Origin of the sequence: Pontiella sulfatireligans, from assembly GCF_900890705.1 — a bacterium.
In the GTDB taxonomy this organism is placed as follows: Bacteria; Verrucomicrobiota; Kiritimatiellia; order Kiritimatiellales; family Pontiellaceae; genus Pontiella; species Pontiella sulfatireligans.
The window spans coordinates 281,779-299,156 of record NZ_CAAHFH010000002.1; the positions used below are offsets into that span (position 1 = coordinate 281,779).

Genomic DNA, 17,378 nt, shown 5'->3' on the forward strand with positions numbered 1-17,378 from the left:
ATGCTCTGCCTATTATTCATGCGCCATGGCGGATTTATCGCGCCACGGATTAAGCGGGAAGTTAAATTTCTCCACCGGAGAAACCGTCCGTGCGCCCTTGATCAGCGCATCCAGTTCAGTCGCCACCTCGACGTGTTGTCCGGCAATATTGCATTCTTCCTTTGAATCTGCAGAAAGATCGTAAAGCTCCAAAGGGGAATTCGGATCGTATATCATACTGTTCATTTTCAAACCGTTCTACTCCTCACGAATGTTCAGGCGGAAAAATTTCTGCGTTTCAACACCGATCGGAATCCAGTTGCTGACAACATTGAAATCGCCGCCTAGATCGCTGGTTCCGGATACAGTGTATCCGACCGTATTCCAAACATTGGAAGCAAGATTGTCGGTTGTTTCAATAGTGTAGATCAGGCCGGGATTGCGCTTAGCAAGCACGGGATGGACATAGCTGAACCCGCCGGCACCCGCTAGAAACTCGGGCTTCATCCCCCGATCGGCCGGATCGACAGGGTTTCCACCGAGCGCAAACTCGGCCAGATTGACCTCGCCATCGAGATCATCATCCCCTTCTGTACCCAGAACCAGCCCATATCCATGCGCCCATGCCGAATAGAGCGAATCGTGGAAGGTCAGGTTGGCGACCGGAGCCGGAATATCGATTCTCCCGCTGCCCCCGTCAGCCGGATCGGTGCCGAGCACATAGCCGGAGACTTCAAAATAATCGTCCCTGTTCGATTCGGTGACGGTCTCCCCGTTCACCACAAAATTTGCTATGGAAACATTTGCGAACGAATTCGAATAGCCCGATCCGAGTACTGATTTCTGCACGATATACGGAGTATCGACGGTGATATTTTCAAAGGTAAGGCCATCGATATGCGCATGGTGCTCCTCGGTCGTAACAGGAAACCATCGCGGTGTGTAGGCTCCGTTTTCCCCCTGGGGAGTTTGCTTGTGCAGGTTATAGAAACTTAAGATACGATGCACATAGGGTGCCTCGATACGAATATCGCTGAAAGTGAAATTCTGGATATTTACATTCCGCCCCTGCAGGCAGCATATGTACGAATGGAACAGCTGCTGCCACTCGGCTATCATTTCCGACCATGTGCCTATGATATCGACATCCCTGATGGTGGTGTTGGCATAGGTTACATTGTCGACCATTTCATGAACCAGAATGGCGTGTGCATTCGGAGTCAGCTGCATAATGACAAGGTTCTCGGCAGTCGTGCCATTGCTGATTTTCAGGTTGTCATCACCGGCTGTCAGGAATGAGTCGCTCACTATGCAATGGTCAATAAAACCAATCCCTCCTGACATTTCGTGCCACACCCCAAGGTTGGCGATGTCGTTGATCCGATCACCGCCGGTTATCCCGAAGCTCGCACGATCCGTAAACGTGATGCCATCTATTTCATTGATTTCAATGGCAAACCCGTTGCCGTGCCAGAAACCGGGCACACCTCCCCAGAAGTGATTAATCCCTGTAACAATACCTCGTCCAACCAGACGGCAATCCGCGCCGCCGGGATCGTCATCCGGTTGCCCGGGCTGAGGAGGCTTTTTGAACGTTGCTGCAACAAAAGCGCCCTCTTCCAGATAAAAGGTTTGCCCGGCTTCAATATGGGTTTTGTAGCTTAGGGATTCCCCGAGCCGCGACAGATCGTGTGTGCCGGGCTTGAACCAAACGGTGTCCGCCGCAGACAGTTCCTCCTGAGTCGGCCGATCACCGGAATTGATCACCAGCGTACCGGGATCGGTTTCGGAAAAGCCGAGGTCGGCAGGCAAAGCATCCGCCGTACGCGCAAAAAACATGAGCGGATTTTTAAAGCCTTCGTTTACATTTTCGGGAATATCGCGCGCAGGATGCCCGAGCGGCAGATCGCTTTTTCCGATTTCAAAGCTCTCAAGGGGCCCATAGCCCAAGGCCAGGTTTCGGAAGACATCCATGCCGGCTTCATAATTGGGAACCACCAACACCTTTCGCGGCCGATCCAGCGTGAACTCTATGGTATCATTGCCGATGACCGTGCAGGGGATTCCATACGACGAAGGAATCACCTTGGAGCGGGAAAGCGGATAGGAAAACCGCTCCGTTTCGTCAAAATAGGTATTCGGCGCAAACGCATGGTTCAGCACCTTGACCCTGACCGTGACCGGGTAGTCATCCGTGGAAATACCGGCGAATGAATGCGATGCAATCGGCTGCACATTGAATTCATCAAACTTCTTAATGGACATTATGGCTCCGCTGTTATCCAGCCGCACTTGTTCCCTGGGCATGTAGGAAAAAAATGTTGGAAGAACCGAAAAACCTGCATCTCCGTCAGCTTGCACTGAAACCTCGTAATCAGGAGAAACCGGCACATCCCGGAAAGCCAGATGGAACGGGTGAACGGCTTCGATAAGACCGTTGTTGACCAACATCAGTTCACAGGATCCACTAACCTGGTTAAAAGCGCCCTCATTCAGCTCCCGAGTGTCGAACAGATAGATCTGCCCGGCCACAACCTGCCGAGTGATGCCAGCGTGTGAAGCATATTCTGCCTCATCGAAAATAAGGCCATTCATATAGAAGGTATACGGCTGACGGATTTTCGAGAGGTAGAGTGTGCCGTTTGCCTTAGGCTGAATGGAAATAATCTCGTTCTGCAATATCCAGCTCAGATCATCATCCTCCGACAGTTCCTTGAGCGAGACATTATCCAGCCAGACATCATTCTCACCCGCCGCACCTAAATGGAAATTGAGGGCCACATCGTCCACCGTGGGTTTGGTCACGGCGAAGTCCGTTGTGAACGTGGTCATGTTCGTCGTGAGCGAGACATCATAATTCAGATAACCTAACAGGGTGTTGCTTCTCAAATTTGCCCGCATCGTGCGGTTGAATTCTGCGCGTGCATCAAAAGACAAACGATAAGCCTTACCGTTTCTCAGTTTATGACTGTCCTGCCTCATCTGCAAATGATAACTCACTCCACTGTCCGAAATCACATTGCAATAGAGTTCGCCCTGGATCCCTGCCGCATCAAGCAGAACTGAACCGTTTCCGGTCGAGGTGCCGTTCGCAACAAACAACCAGTCTGCCGTCCCATTGGAAAAATCACCATTGGACAGCAGATTCACTCCTGGATTCGATGTTGCCTCTAGCAGCACATTATCCAGCCAGACATTGTTTTCTCCTCTCCCGCCGAGAAAAAACAGCAGGCAAATATCTCCGGCCGTCGCTTCGCTGACCGTGAACGTTTTCGAGTAAGTCTGCATGTTGGTGTTGAGACCGATAGAGGAGTAGCCGCCATAGAAGACCAATCCGCTCTTGAAATAAACATCGATCAGACAGTCGGCCTCGGCGCGCGCATCAAAGGACAGACGATACTCCTGCCCGTTAACCAACGTAAGGGTATCCTGCCGCACCTGAGCATCCCACTGCACCCCGTCGTCATGGGTGATATCGGCATAATATTCATAATTGGCGGTATTGTATACGGTTGCCTCCGCATCTGCAGGAGCTGTTTCCTGCACGGACCAGCCGGTCAGACCATCTGAAAAATCCCCATTTATCAACAGGTTTCCGCCCTTGGTCACATTCAACGTGGTTGCCGAGGAACCGAAGTGGATGCCGCGGAAATAGAGCATGTTGCGGTACTGCTCATCCGGATTATTGGTCGCCCCGGGACCGATGTGGATCTTGTTCACGAACATGTCGCCGGTCGAGCCGGTCTGCACGCGCCAATGATCTAGCAACGGCTGCATGTCGATGAAGGCCAGCCACCAGTCGGAGTTATCCAGTGGCTGGTCGGTATTGATGACGCCGGACTGGGTTGCGGCGCTCCAAAACGTTTCGACGCCGTTGATGGTCAGCTTTAACTCGAAATTAATAATTCCGTCGGCCGCCTTGGGCGCGACGGGTTTGTAGTGGAAGATCAGATAAAGCGGATCGTCGTCTTCAACGGGCCGATTCAGCCCGCCAATTATAACTTTAGATCCATAATCGCTGGTAACGCCGGAGAGATCGACCGCCAGTACCTGCTCGCCGGCTACGTTGGCCAGAGAGAGATCACCGGCCTGCAAATCTCCTGCAGCAACAATCGCCGAAGGGATCGATGCCGCTTCCCGGAAATCGACCGAATAGTCCTGCGCACCGGATATACCGGCCAGCATAAGTATGCAAAACAAAACCTTATTTTTCATATTTACCACGCTCCTTATTTAGGATCTGCAGACCACCTGCGCTCAAACATGGCAATTTGAAACATCAATTTTCCCCTCGAAAAACACGAACTTCACAAAACAGATTCTCCTCAAAAGGCCGCATCGGATGATGGATGCGGCCCTTTTTCCCGTATCTCCTGAGAGCTTACTGCTGTTCAATCTCGAGTTCTATAAACAGCTTGTCGGTCGTCAGGTTATAATTGTTGGTGACCATTCGGTAATCGCCACTGACCGGCCCCAAAGACTGTGAAACCCATGCGTTGGTATGCGGCGAAGCTCTGAACACCAAATTCTCGGCATCAACAAGCCGGTATACGACGTTGGTGTCGTCCACCAATCTGGCATGGGTGAAGATGAAATAGGTCCCATCGGCAACGGTTTCCATCTGGCCTTTGTCGGCGGCATTGGTCGGATTACCGTTGATACCGTATTCTGCCAGGTTGCTGACTCCATCATTGTCGTCATCCCCTTCCGGACCCTCTGCCAATCCATGCGTAACTACAAAGGTTTCGTAACCGGAACGTCCGCCGGGAGGAGCTGTATCATAGGCCCATACGGTGGCGTAGCCGAGATTCGCATCGTTGTAATCCGCATATAGAATACTGGTGCCGTTGGTCCAGCTCTGATCCCAGCTTTCCGTCAGCATATTGGTCAGGCCACCGGACCAGCTGATGAAACCGCCGGAAAGGTAGGTGGCGAAGTCGGAGACCCGGTCACCTTTCCATTGCAACACGCCTTTTCCGAATACCATCTGCGCGTCGTCGATCATGCGCAATGCGGTTCCATAACCGCCCTCGATCTGGAGCAAACCGCCGTTAAGGTTGATCGTAGCGGTGCCTGCATCCGTATTATTCCAGTCTAAGTGAACATCCTTGGCTACAATCGTCCCATCGTTCAGGTTAACCGTACCATTTCCCGGCTTGCTTCCAATAGCAAGTGGAGCAAACGCACCGGAGGTACTCAGCTGCAACAAGCCGCCATTCATATTAAGCGTGCCGGAACCGACATCTCTACCAATATAAAAATAGCCGTTGGAACCAGTATAGGTACCGCCGTTGATGGTAACGGTGCCCTCACTGCCAATGGCAAATCCGCCGACATCCGTGCTGGCACCGACCTCGATGCTTCCGGAGTTCAGTTCAACATGCGAATCGGAAACACCAAACCGACCGACCTTCATGATGTTTCCTACCGACACCGCGCCGCCATCGACAATCAGCCGTCCGTTTTTCGTGGAAAGATCAAGATCCCCGGACAGCGTCAGAGAGCCGCCATCCACCACAGCAACTTTCGCAGTACTGGCATGCTGAATTTCAATATAGCTGGCCTCTACCGGGGTCGCCACAATGAGATAAGAATCATTCCACTTATGACTCACATCGTCTTCTGCGGTCGGAGCGGTGCCGAGGTTCCAGTTGACGGCGGTGGTCCAAAGTCCGTCGCCATTTCCGCCCAGATTGCCGAAATTATAGATGCCGGTCGCGCCGTCCGTCACCGGAGGCAACACAATAGGTGAAAGATTGCAGGCCCACATAGTAATAAACCCGTTGGAAACATCATTGGCATCTACATAAAGCACACTCTGGTTTACATTCGACCAGTAGCCGTAGTCAATAATGGTCGTATTGGTCCAGCTCGCATCCCAGTTTTCCGTCAGCATATTGGTCTGGCCGCCGATCCAGGTAATGTCCCCGTTATTCACGAGCGTCGTGATTTCTGAAACCGCATCGGTGATGTCGCCACCCCAATACAGAACACCTTCTTCAACATGGATCGACGACTCATTGTAGGCATTCACACCGCCGTCGGCCCAAAACTCACCACCGATCAAGTTGAGCGCTGCGGTGCCGGCATCCATGTTTGCGTCCATCGTCAAAGCACCAAGCGCGGTCATTTTACCGCCGTACACATTGATCACACCATCGCCATCGCCTTGGCTGCCTACATTCAGGGCCTTGTTGGTTTTGCCAATGGTTACTTCACCGCCATAAATGTTGATCACACCGTCGCCAAGATGATTCGTAGCCCACCCGCTGACATAAGCCTCGTTATTCGTTGCGGTGTACACTCCGCCATACATGTTGAACGTACCGATGTCCCCCGCGTGCTCTCCGCCCCCGATATACGTAAAATCTCCCACATCAAAGGTGCCACCATTCATTGTGGCTGTGCCCTGAACGCCCTCAGTCTTGTCTCCGCCCTTTGAACCGACCGAGAAACTAGCGGAAAGATCCACACTGCCGCTGTTCATGGTCATAAATCCGTCGCCCTGGGAATTGGCCCACGCCGCGATATAAAGACTCCTCGCACTCAGTGAACCGCCGTTAAGCAACAAACCGGCATACGTTTTAACCCCTGACAATATGTTGATATTTACGTCCCCTGAGGTGGTCAAGCTGCCGCCCGTCCGGATATCCAGTGCCGATACACCAATACTGTTACGGCACCAGAACTCTTTTGCCACCGCCGTACTATCTAACGTTATTGTAAATGATTTAAGGCTTTTTGCGGTATCGTCGGAGGTAGGAATCCCATCACTCCAATTCGCCGCATTCGTCCAGTTGCCATCGCTGCTGACAATCCATTCATTCACCTCTGCCGATGCGATCATGGCCGCACCAGTTAAAACGGCATATATAAGTATGTTCTTTTTCATCATTATTTCCCCTGTATTTTAAATCATAAACCTTCTGCGCACAAACAACAGACCGCCGCCGAAAACTGCAACCATCCCTAGAGAAGCGGGTTCCGGAATTACAGCTACAGTGTCAAAATTAAAAATCGCATCACCGATCTGGTCTGCATTACCACTATTGAAACGGATCTTCCGATCCGTTCCGGCAGTCCAGGTGCCCCCCATATCCTGGTCAGATAAAGTCGCTGCAGCAACCTCGGCATTGCTGTTATCCAGATTGTAGAGTGCGGCATCAGCATTCCATAAATTGCCCGAACCAGAGTATTCAGCATCGATTTTCAGGCGCAGATTGGCGGATTCAGCATCCACCCAGTTACCCTCGCTCACGGCCAGGCCGATGTCATTTGCTGAAAATGACATTCGATCATAACCAACCCCCCAAAGCAGCAGATTGAACGAGCCCTCTGTATCCTTTAGCTCTAAAGAACCGAAGAGATTCTTGCCCCCGGTATTATCACGGGCATTTATACGGAACATCTGCTTATTGCTCCCCGACAAGACCGTAGTGGAGCCTGCAGTAAACTGAAAATCTACATAATAACTGAAGTTGTTCGCGCCGTCTCCGATGTTTTCCGAAAACGTGGCCGTTTTAAAAGAACGGTTAAGCGATTGATCAAGCGCTAGAACACCGGAACCTGCTGTGTCAGCAACTTTGAAGTTGTTTACATACTGCTGGCTCCAGCTTCCGATGTCGGGCATTTGGTTTTCAAGCCAAGAAGGTTCGGCGGTCGTGTCCACATAACGTTCATCATCGGTAAAATCAACCTCAAAATAAGCTGCATGGGATGAGGTCATCCCCAGAGCCATGATCGAGAGAGCATATAACAATTTTTTCATTCCGTTCTCCACTGTTTTACTTCATCCCATGTTACACAATCGGTTTTCAGCTTTTTTCCAGCGTCAAACCCCATACACTAACTGAAACAAGGCCGCCTCAGCACTTGTAACAGCCACAACAACAAAATCCGCAAATCGTGAACCTGAATCAGCATCCGGTTGACGCCCCGATTTTGACCTGTTAGTTTTTTCGATTCATGGATAATTGGAATACAAGCTACACGTTGCTTAAACGCGCATGCGAATCGGGGGACGAGCATGCATGGGAAGACTTTGTAACGCGCTACCGCAGCTTTATCTTCTATGTGTTGCGCCAAATGAATATCCCGCAGAGTCAAATTGACGACCTGACCCAGGATATTCTGCTGAAGTTATGGAAAAACCTGCCCAGCTATCGACAGGGCAGCACAAAGTTTAGATCATGGTTAAGTACGGTTATCCGAAACACGGCGCTGAACCACATAAACCGCGAACAAAACCGGTTAAAACGGGACGACCACTATTCAGAAAATCGAAAATCCCTGCAGGGCATACCTGTTTCAAAACCTGAAATTGAAGCAATCATTGAAAGCGAATGGGAAATCCATATCACCAATCTGGCCATGGAACGGGCGCGAAAAACCTTTCAAGGCAAAGCCATTAAAGCTTTCGAATTGAGTCGGGAAGGAAAAAGTCTCGATGAAATTGCAGAAAAACTGAATATAACCCGTGCCTCCGCTAACACCCTGCGCAATCGTGTTAAGAACTGCCTGCTCAGAGAGATCCGAGCTCTCGTGGAGCAGGCCGAAAACCAATGACCGATTCAGGGAACATTCCACCACGTGATCCCTCCCTTCGCGACCTCTATTCCCAAGCGCTGAAAAACAAAGCAGCCCCCCTCCCGACCGAAGAGAATTCCCCTTCATTCATATCCCTCTCCCACATCCAAAAACGCTATACCCAATTCAGCCTGATCGCCGAAGGCGGCATCAAACAGATTTTCAATGTTTTCGATGAGCACAGCCACCGCCACGTTGCCCTTGCAATGCCGCGCGATGAACTCGATGTCGAAAACATTGACCCCTTCATACACGAAGCGTGGCTCACCGCCATCCTTGCGCACCCCAACATTATCAATGTTCACGATGTCGGTGTCATTGATCGCCGAAAACCTTTTTTCACCATGGACCTGAAAAAAGGCGACAATCTTGATGCCCTGATCAAGAAGAACACACGGTCCCGCGAAGAGCTGCTCGACATCTTTCTCAAAGTATGCGACGCCATTGCCTATGCCCATAACCGTCAGGTCCTGCATCTGGACCTGAAACCTCACAATATCCAGGTGGAGAACTTCGGGGAAGTGCTGGTCTGCGACTGGGGACTCGGGCAATTGCTCGAATCCGGAGACGCCGCGGAGGAACTTAAACTTGACCCGGACATCATCAATAACGTCACCCTAAGCGGTGCAATAAAAGGCACCCCCGGATTCATGGCTCCGGAACAGATCGATTCCGATTCCATTCTCACTCCACAGGCCGACATCTATTCACTGGGCTGCACGCTATATTACATGCTAACGGGCCAAAAACCCTTCTCGGGCACACCGGGAGAAATCCTGACCGACACCAAACAGGGCCGCTTTATCCCGCAAAAAAAAAGAGCGCCGATGCGGAAAATACCGAATGGACCGGCCCAGACAGCCCTCAAAGCCATGCAGCTCAACCCTTCCGACCGTTACAGCTCCGTACTTGAACTGCAGCAGGATATTCGGCGATATCTGAATAACTATCCAACCCGCGCAGAACGGGCAGGTTTTCTGAAAAAAACGTTGCTGTTTTATAAACGCAACCATGTACGCTGCCTGATCGCAACCGTATCGATTATCGCCATTATATTGCTGTCCAGTTTCTTCATTCGCGCGCTGGAACGAAGCAAATCAAGAATCGAACAAGAGCATGAGCTTGCAACAAAGCATGAAAAGGAAGCAGACAGGGCTCAACAACTCTATGTTGATGAAATGCACCTCTCACACCAAAACCAAGAGGCCCATCTGGCAGCCTTGCAGTTCCTTATCAGCCGCTATATGTATGACGACATCTTTTTTGTACGCCCCATTACGGCACTGAAAAGCGCCGAAAGCTATATTCGCGAAGGCCGGCAGATTGCTCCGGAAAAAGCACTCATGATCCATTATGAGATCGTGCTTCACTTCATCAAACTCGACTTCAATGCCATCTATGAGCTACAGGGGGATCAGCTTCCTTTTTACAAAACATATTGCAGTATGCTCACGGAAATAAAATCGTTGCAGCCGCAAACCTCGGAGCATATTCCTGAAGTGGAGGTCTTTAACGAGATCCTAAAACGGATGACACATACCAGCCAGGATAAACACATGCTGATCGAGCAGATGATCGCTTACGACCATGCGCGCCGCCAGGACCGGACGCACTATGAGCAGGTAATCCTGACCGCACTCAACTATTTCAACCGGAACTGGAGCGATCCTGTATTTGAATACAATCAGGATTTGAAATCGCTTGTGCTGGGCGGCAAACAATTTAATACACTGAAATCACAACCATGGCGCATCCAATGCATGCTTCACTATCTACCCATCAAGCAACTGCACCTGCTGGTTGATCATAACTTCGCTCTCGAGGAAATCAAAATGCTCCCCCTTCAGGAACTCAACCTCACGGACTCCGAAAAACTCAACCTCGCCCCCCTTCATAATTTTCGAAACCTAGATCGACTGATCATTAACGATGGCGTCTATTCAGATTCCGAATTATCACAATGTCATGAATCCATAATCATTGATCTGGTCGGCCCGGGTGGAAGGTAATGCGAACCAATTTTTGCTCCTTTTTAATTTCTGGTGTCCGATCGCTATGGTAATGCGAACTTTTTCGCTAAAAAGTAAACGCCTCTTCTTTCACCCCGTAGTCAGCTCCGGCAAAGCCTGATAATTTGTCAGGCATGGATACGAATGAAAACAATGTGTCGGGGCGGGCTTCCTATACGGAGGAAGAACGCCGGGAACTGATCGAGGAGTTTAATTCAGCGGGGCTGACCCAGGCGGCGTTTTGCCGGGAATGGAGCATCAACCCGAAAACGCTGGCCCGTTGGCTGCGAATTGAACGTCAGGAATCTGAGGTTGCTTTTTGCGAGGTGGAAGTTCAGCCCGGACCTCCTGAGATAGATGAACTGAAGATCTTTCTGCCGAACGGGATTGAGGTTCAGCTTCCAATTCCGTCACTGAATGAACTCGGTATGGTTCTGCGGGAGGCTGCCGGATGTTTGGATTAAGTAATTCAATCCGGGTATTTCTGGCGGTTGAGCCGGTGGATCTGCGTAAGAGCTTCAACGGATTGCACTGTGTAGTGCAGGATAGGTTAAATGAAGATCCGTGTTCGGGCACATTGTTTGTGTTTACGAACCGACGGAAAAACCGGATCAAGACGCTGTACTGGGATGGTACCGGCATGTGGGTTGCTATCAAGCGGCTTGAAAAGGGCTGTTTCAGTTGGCCTCAAGGCGTTGGCGCAGATGAAAAGCTTAGTCTTGCTCCGGAAGCGCTGGCCCTGCTGCTCGATGGAGTTGATCTAAAACAAGGCTCGCTCAAACCTTGGTATCAGCGCTGATTTTTTTTGCATTTTCCATCAGGTTGGTGCCGCATTTTCAACGTGTTTTGGTATAATGTACGGCATGAATTTTAACCGGGAAAATTTTGATCTGATGGTAAAGGAGCGGACGTCTCTGAATGCCGAAAACACTCAGCTCAAAACCGAAGTTAAACTGCTTAATGAGAAAGTTCAGTATCTGCTGAAAAAACTGTTCGGGCGCAGTTCCGAAAAGTTAAGCCCGGATCAGATGGAACTACTGCTCGATGAACTGCAGGAAGCCCAAGAGGCTCTGGAAATAGCGGAAGAGGCCGAACAGGATGATTCAGAGCCGGTTGAGTCCCGTCGAGGAAAGCGCAAGCCGCTCAAGGAACGGGTCCCGGAAGACCTGCCGGTTGAGCAGGTGATCATCATTCCCGATGAGGTTCAGGGAAATCCTGGTCGCTATAAAAAAATCGGGGAGGAAAAAGTACGGGAGCTCGACGTTGTTCCGACCCGGTATTTTATCCGTGAAATCATTCGAGAAAAGTTTATTGAGATTGATAACCGTGAAGTGCCGCCGCTGATCGCACCAGCTCCGGCAAGACTGATTCCAAACAGCTATGCTTCTGCCGGTCTGCTCCTACAGATCATTCTGAGCAAATATTGCGACCATCTTCCGCTCTACCGTCAGGAACAGGTTTTAAAATACCGCCACGGCATCGAAATCAGCCGCAAAACCATGGGCAACTGGATGTATCTTATCGCCGACTGGTTAACGTTGATCTACGAAGCACTGAGAAATGAAATCCGGCAAAGTGAGTATATTCAGGCCGACGAAACTTTTATCAAATACCAAGACCCGAAAAAGGACCATTGTCCCAATGGATACCTATGGGCCTATCACAGTCCAGGCGTTGGAGTGCTCTTTGAATGGTTTCCGAGTCGTGCTGCATCATGTCTTGATTCGATGCTGACAGATTACGCCGGTCTTCTGCAAAGCGATGGATACGGTTCTTATCCGTCATGGCTGAACGACCCGGCTCATGAACAGGAAAAGGGAAATATTATTCATGCCTGCTGCTGGGCACATGCCCGGCGTAAATTTCATGAGGCCGGGGATTCAATCAGCCGGAAAATTATCAAACTCATTGCGAAGCTCTATCGCAACGAAACCACGTTGCGCAAACAACCGGAGCTCGACCGGGCAACCTATCGGCAGGAACACTCTGCTCCAGTGCTTAATGAAATAAAAACCATTCTGGATCGTGAACAGAAAAAACAACTGCCCAAAAGCAAGCTCGGAGAAGCTATCAGCTATACCCTCAAACGCTGGGACAGCCTGAACCTGTTTCTTGAGCACGGGAAGCTGGAAATCGACAATAACCTTGTCGAAAATGCCATCAGGCCCACGGCCATCGGCAAGAAAAACTTCCTCTTCTTCGGCAGCCCCCGATCCGGTCAGGATAGCGCCATCATATACAGTCTCATCGAAACCTGCCGAAAACTCGACATCAACCCCGCCGACTATTTGCGGGATGTGCTCGAAGCCCTTCCAACCATGGGACAGAACGAAGCTGCCAGCTGGACTCCGGCTCAATGGAACTCATCCCGCGCACAGTCAGCATAAATGCTGTCAAGTGGGTGAACGAACAGACGCATACGCTAAAAAGTTCGTCATCCAATCAGTAGTCCAGAAATTCGCGGCAAACCTACCCCTCTCGAAAACCTCAGTTCGACAGCGATAAATTCGGCTCTCTTTCGCCAAAAATTTCCCAATTTGGGGTAGATGGATGCAATACCGAAATACGCAGGGTCAGCCATTTCAGAAGTGGCACAGACCGCCTCCTTCGTATGCGGCTTTTCGGCGACCGCCTTGACAGGGTTACTCTCCGCCGGTTCCGCGGATTGATTTCCAGCGGGCAGGCGTCCAGTCGGCAGCTTCGGACTGTTGCATGGTCGGCAGGGCGCTGAGGGTTTCACGCAGGTAGTCGGCTGAATTGATATCGAGCTTTCGGCAGGTTTCAATGAGGCTATAGATGACGGCGCTGGTTTGGCCGGATTCCTGACTACCGAAGAAGAGGAAGTTCTTTTTGCCGATGGCGGTCGGGCGAATGGCGTTCTCGACGAGGTTATTGCAGATTTCGAGTGTGCCATGTTCGAGGTAAAGATTGAGCGCATCCCAACGTTCGATGGTGTAATTGATCGCTTTACCGAAGTTGCTTTGCGGGAGCTGGAGCGGTTTTTCCTGATCGAGGATTTTCTTTATCTGTTCGAGATGGGACTTGGCATGTGCCTGGCCTATTTTACAAGCTTGCGATAGTTCACATTCATCCGATCGAAACGTTTTTCCTGAACAGCCAAACGCTCTATAAAGGAATCGTAATTTTTTTGCCCTTGCTGTCTCCATACCACTTCAGCCACAGCACAAACACGAGGAAAGGCCATATATTCAACCTGTTTCATATGGGGCATGTATTCCGTCCAAAGCTGTCCTTGCGCTCCAAGCACATGCTGACGGGCTTTCTCGCTCAGCCCAGGGATGATAGGTTCAAAATTATAAACCTTTTCCACCGGCAAGTGACCTCCGAATGCAAGTGGTTCACTTTTCTGATCCTTGCTCTGGTAATAATCGAAATATAAGTGCGAGGTAGAGGCCACAACAATATCATGGCCCTGTTCAGCAGCATTCCGGGCAATGGCCAGTCCCTTCTTTCCGTGTCCGCGCCACCACATGATCGTTGCATTCTCGGCCAGTCCTCCTTCGGCAATTTCATCCCAGCCGATCAGCCGTCGATTGTTTTCCACCAGGAAGTTATCAATCTGTTTAATGAACCAGCTCTGCATTTCGTGCATATCCTTCAACCCGCGATCCTTGCGCAGTTGCTGAATACGTTCGCTGGCTTCCCACTGGGGTTTCCTCGCTTCATCGCCTCCGATATGAATAAACGTAGAGGGGAATAGATCCATTACTTCAGTCAGTACATCCTTGCAGAACCGCACCGTAGATTCTTCCGGATTAAGGATAATTTCGCTGACCCCCCACACTCTTTTCACCTCGACAAGTTCAGTGGTACACCCGAGTTCGGGATAGGATGCAATCGCCGCCTGCATATGACCGGGCATGTCAATTTCCGGAACGACAGTGATATGACGTTCCGCGGCATAGGCCACCACCTCGCGAACCTCATCTTGAGTATAAAAACCACCATGACGGATGCCGTCATACGCATAAGGCATTCCGTTTCGTTTCTCCTTTGCCCGATGACCAATCAACGTCTCCGTCCGCCATGCGCCGACTTCGGTGAGCTTGGGATATTTTTTGATTTCGATGCGCCAGCCCTGATCTTCCGTCAAATGCCAGTGGAAGGAGTTAAACTTGAATGTCGACAGCGTGTCGATAAAGCGTAACACGTCCTCCTTCGGCATAAAGTGCCGGTCAACATCAAGGTGCATGCCACGCCATCCGAAGCGGGGAATATCACGAATCTCAACCTTGGGTACCTTCCAGTTCGCTGAAATTTTTTCGCTGGAGTAGATTTCCGGAGGCAATAACTGACGAAGCGTCTGCGCACCATAAAACAGGCCAGCCGGTGCCGGGGCCGGGGCCGTGATCACAACAGCATCCGACACCCTCAACTCATATCCTTCTTTCCCCAGAGAACCATCGGCCTTGGTCTGAAACACAATACCGCCCTTGGTTCCCGCTTTAACCTTAAGCTTATAGCCAGTAGCCGGCCGAAGCTGTTCAGCCATGAGTTCAGCAGTCTGCTTGGCCCCTTCATCAGCATAGGAAATAACGGTTTTTTTCTTCAGCGTCCAATCCCCCTCAAGCTCCGTCATCTCGAGCGGTTGGGGAATAACAGATGGTCGGGCATGAGCCACAGAGACTAGAAATAATGTCAATAGAATCAAATGTTTCACAGAAATACCTTACATAAATTCGCATATATGACGTTTAAAAACACCATGGAGACATGCCATTAGGAACGCTAAACTGGTCAAGAAGAGTGATCGGACCATCGTCTTCTCTCACTCCCCCTCCACTATACACTAAAACTAGCGCGATTAACGGCCCCCTTTTTGAACAAAGAGGGCCCGTACGTGGGCATCATCGCTAGGTCAAAAACCCTTTCCTTCACTAAACACCGAGAAGGAAAGGAGTTCATGACATCCTTAGGGGGTCATCGTGGCATGAGTGCGAATAAACCGAGTTGCCGCTTCCGCATTGACCCGGTTGGTTATGGTCTCGAAACCATCTTCTGCCGTTCCGGTACCGATAACGGAGTACAGGCTGGCGTCGTTCGTCCAACTTCCATACACAAGATTACCACGAAACTCCGGCATATAACTTAACCCAAGCTCTACACCATTCGTGCGCGCGGCATAGACATAGTCTATATAATCGCTACCCTCCCGCCGAACCATCTCCGCGGAACAACGATGACCAATATCCGCGCCATCGGACGGATCCCCCCCGAAGGCGTATTCACCGAGATTATTAAGCGCGTCTCCATCGGGATTATCATCCATTTCCGTTTCCGCTCCCACATCCGGATATTCGTTGAGCCACGCCAGATAGAGCTCCTCGGACGACAGCACATCTCCCAGTCCCATAAGCTGTAAATTATCGGTCTCAAAATAATCATTCGGCCCCATTTTTTTGTCGCCAAAAAAGCCCACCATACGAATCGCATCCATATTCCCTCCCGCGATATCAAGAGCCACTCCCTTTGCGATCTCCTGCTCACTTCCTCCTTCGGAGGTGTAATACAGGTCATAGGTATCCGTATCCATGTCCACAACAGCACGAACAGCCACATTGGTAACTTGACCCCCGGGATTCAGAGCAGCAGAAGCCACATGCGTCTTTGTCACGTTATTCCAAGCCCCAATCATAAAGCCGTCGATCTGCCGGACAAACGCCACCGTAAGCAGCTCCTTGTTTGCGGTCAGATCCTTTAAGGTGTGACGCAAAGTGGCTCCGTTAACTTGCGTTCCTCCCTCAACATCCGCGCTCCACTGCCAACTCAGCTCAAAGCGCCCCTCGGTTATCCCTCCTTGACTGAGATTTGCGGCCTTATATAGGCCTGCGGACTTTGCGATGTGAAGTTCCCCGTCATTGACATAGACAGTGGCCGTGTCCGAACCCCATTCGGCTTTGCCATAAGGATCTGGAGCTGAGTTTATCAAACCGGAATATGATGTTCCATTGGGCTCGGCATCAAAGGTCCATTCCTCAAGCAAATAACTGGAGGGCGGCAGAGACTCAGCCGCTAATTTAGTAACAACCAGATTATCTAACAACACTTCATCACCAACGACCCAATTCGCTCCAGCGGCATCCATTGCTTTTACTGACCATTTATATTTAGAGAAGGCAAAGTCGGCAGGCAATTTACCACCAGCATATCCAAGAATCTCGGGACCATTATTGATACTATAATAAACCTCAAATGATCCGGGAAACCCTCTGCTATCTAGATCATACACGGCTCGCAGATGGATATTGCTTGCCACCGCCCCAGAAAGGTTGGTCATGCTATGGTAATTACTATAAACATCTTGAGAGGCCTGAATGGATATATGGCTGGTTCCAATATTAGTTACGGCCGGCATGATATTCGTTATTGAACCAAGAACGTTGGTGATCGATTCTGTTATATTGGTGGCGTTATCATGATTCCAATATCGCAGTCCCATGCCCAGTGCGTCATCTGATTTAGAGCCAATCTGAAAATATACCTGTGCACAGGTTTCAGTATCAGGATCGGAATTCGGTCCCCGTCTGATAGCTTCGCTGGGCACAGACCGTGAGCGTTTTGAATCTACCCATGAAGTCGAATGTTATTCAGGCATTGCTCAGGTCGTGGACCGAAGCGGCAAGACAGCGAAAATCTATCGGCGCTACAAATGCTGAAAAGAACAGATTCCATAAGATGACGGGCATTACATGAGTATGCTCAAAAAACGAGGCTCGAACTTAATCAAACTGATTGCAGAACATCCCGATGTTTACAGGCTAAACGAACCGGTTAAAGTCCAGT

At 50.3% G+C, this 17,378-nt stretch carries 12 protein-coding genes and 1 pseudogene; 6 read left to right on the top strand and 7 right to left on the bottom strand.

Annotated features, from left to right (window positions below; genetic code table 11):
- Nucleotides 1-12: 12 nt before the first annotated feature.
- From SCARR_RS14220 to SCARR_RS14235, 4 genes are all read right to left on the bottom strand, one after another.
- Nucleotides 13-225: a hypothetical protein gene (locus tag SCARR_RS14220; RefSeq protein ID WP_136062345.1), complete on the bottom strand. Its 213-nt coding sequence runs from the start codon at nt 223-225 to the stop codon at nt 13-15.
- Between the two features lie 12 nt (nt 226-237).
- Nucleotides 238-4,194, bottom strand: coding sequence for a carbohydrate binding domain-containing protein (locus SCARR_RS14225; protein ID WP_136062346.1), 3,957 nt, complete (start codon nt 4,192-4,194; stop codon nt 238-240).
- A 166-nt stretch (nt 4,195-4,360) separates the two neighbouring features.
- Nucleotides 4,361-6,874: an autotransporter outer membrane beta-barrel domain-containing protein gene (locus tag SCARR_RS14230; RefSeq protein WP_136062347.1), complete on the bottom strand. Its 2,514-nt coding sequence runs from the start codon at nt 6,872-6,874 to the stop codon at nt 4,361-4,363.
- A 15-nt stretch (nt 6,875-6,889) separates the two neighbouring features.
- On the bottom strand, nt 6,890-7,747 hold the full coding sequence (locus SCARR_RS14235; protein ID WP_136062348.1) for a hypothetical protein: 858 nt from the start codon (nt 7,745-7,747) through the stop codon (nt 6,890-6,892).
- A 197-nt stretch (nt 7,748-7,944) separates the two neighbouring features.
- Here SCARR_RS14235 and SCARR_RS14240 point away from each other — a divergent pair, with 197 nt between their 5' ends.
- The 5 genes from SCARR_RS14240 (at nt 7,945) to tnpC (ending at nt 12,961) form a co-directional block, all read left to right on the top strand.
- Nucleotides 7,945-8,544, top strand: a complete 600-nt coding sequence (locus SCARR_RS14240) for an RNA polymerase sigma factor (protein WP_136062349.1) — start codon at nt 7,945-7,947, stop codon at nt 8,542-8,544.
- A complete protein-coding gene (locus SCARR_RS14245) occupies nt 8,541-10,574 on the top strand; it encodes a serine/threonine protein kinase (RefSeq protein ID WP_136062350.1) in 2,034 nt (677 codons plus the stop codon). The genes SCARR_RS14240 and SCARR_RS14245 overlap by 4 nt, the downstream gene beginning before the upstream one ends.
- 134 nt (nt 10,575-10,708) lie before the next feature.
- Complete coding sequence (gene tnpA, locus SCARR_RS14250) at nt 10,709-11,038, top strand: IS66 family insertion sequence element accessory protein TnpA (RefSeq protein ID WP_136059628.1); 330 nt, start codon at nt 10,709-10,711, stop codon at nt 11,036-11,038.
- The gene (tnpB, locus tag SCARR_RS14255; protein ID WP_136059629.1) at nt 11,026-11,373 is read left to right on the top strand and encodes an IS66 family insertion sequence element accessory protein TnpB; all 348 of its coding nucleotides are present in this window, start codon (nt 11,026-11,028) and stop codon (nt 11,371-11,373) included. Before tnpA ends, tnpB begins: the two co-directional genes overlap by 13 nt.
- Nucleotides 11,374-11,437: 64 nt before the next feature.
- On the top strand, nt 11,438-12,961 hold the full coding sequence (tnpC, locus tag SCARR_RS14260) for an IS66 family transposase (RefSeq protein ID WP_168432867.1): 1,524 nt from the start codon (nt 11,438-11,440) through the stop codon (nt 12,959-12,961).
- A gap of 255 nt (nt 12,962-13,216) precedes the next feature.
- Here the strand turns inward: tnpC and SCARR_RS29550 are convergent, their stop codons facing one another.
- The 3 genes from SCARR_RS29550 to SCARR_RS14275 all read right to left on the bottom strand — a co-directional run bounded on the left by SCARR_RS29550 (nt 13,217) and on the right by SCARR_RS14275 (nt 17,034).
- The gene (locus tag SCARR_RS29550) at nt 13,217-13,741 is read right to left on the bottom strand and encodes an IS66 family transposase (protein WP_136062351.1); all 525 of its coding nucleotides are present in this window, start codon (nt 13,739-13,741) and stop codon (nt 13,217-13,219) included.
- On the bottom strand, nt 13,633-15,255 hold the full coding sequence (locus tag SCARR_RS14270) for a beta-N-acetylhexosaminidase (protein ID WP_222846327.1): 1,623 nt from the start codon (nt 15,253-15,255) through the stop codon (nt 13,633-13,635). The genes SCARR_RS29550 and SCARR_RS14270 overlap by 109 nt, the downstream gene beginning before the upstream one ends.
- A gap of 252 nt (nt 15,256-15,507) precedes the next feature.
- The gene (locus SCARR_RS14275) at nt 15,508-17,034 is read right to left on the bottom strand and encodes a hypothetical protein (RefSeq protein ID WP_136062352.1); all 1,527 of its coding nucleotides are present in this window, start codon (nt 17,032-17,034) and stop codon (nt 15,508-15,510) included.
- Between the two features lie 79 nt (nt 17,035-17,113).
- Here SCARR_RS14275 and SCARR_RS29555 point away from each other — a divergent pair.
- Nucleotides 17,114-17,251, top strand: a pseudogene (locus SCARR_RS29555) (transposase); the annotation flags it as partial.
- Nucleotides 17,252-17,378 lie beyond the last annotated feature (127 nt).

What these genes read in the sequence shown, in the direction of transcription:
- SCARR_RS14220 (WP_136062345.1), bottom strand. Translation starts at nt 225, where the DNA reads ATGAACAGTATGATATACGATCCGAATTCCCCTTTGGAGCTTTACGAT.
- SCARR_RS14225 (WP_136062346.1), bottom strand. Translation starts at nt 4,194, where the DNA reads ATGAAAAATAAGGTTTTGTTTTGCATACTTATGCTGGCCGGTATATCC.
- SCARR_RS14230 (WP_136062347.1), bottom strand. Translation starts at nt 6,874, where the DNA reads ATGATGAAAAAGAACATACTTATATATGCCGTTTTAACTGGTGCGGCC.
- SCARR_RS14235 (WP_136062348.1), bottom strand. Translation starts at nt 7,747, where the DNA reads ATGAAAAAATTGTTATATGCTCTCTCGATCATGGCTCTGGGGATGACC.
- SCARR_RS14240 (WP_136062349.1), top strand. Translation starts at nt 7,945, where the DNA reads ATGGATAATTGGAATACAAGCTACACGTTGCTTAAACGCGCATGCGAA.
- SCARR_RS14245 (WP_136062350.1), top strand. Translation starts at nt 8,541, where the DNA reads ATGACCGATTCAGGGAACATTCCACCACGTGATCCCTCCCTTCGCGAC.
- tnpA (WP_136059628.1), top strand. Translation starts at nt 10,709, where the DNA reads ATGGATACGAATGAAAACAATGTGTCGGGGCGGGCTTCCTATACGGAG.
- tnpB (WP_136059629.1), top strand. Translation starts at nt 11,026, where the DNA reads ATGTTTGGATTAAGTAATTCAATCCGGGTATTTCTGGCGGTTGAGCCG.
- tnpC (WP_168432867.1), top strand. Translation starts at nt 11,438, where the DNA reads ATGAATTTTAACCGGGAAAATTTTGATCTGATGGTAAAGGAGCGGACG.
- SCARR_RS29550 (WP_136062351.1), bottom strand. Translation starts at nt 13,741, where the DNA reads ATGGAGACAGCAAGGGCAAAAAAATTACGATTCCTTTATAGAGCGTTT.
- SCARR_RS14275 (WP_136062352.1), bottom strand. Translation starts at nt 17,034, where the DNA reads ATGGGACTGCGATATTGGAATCATGATAACGCCACCAATATAACAGAA.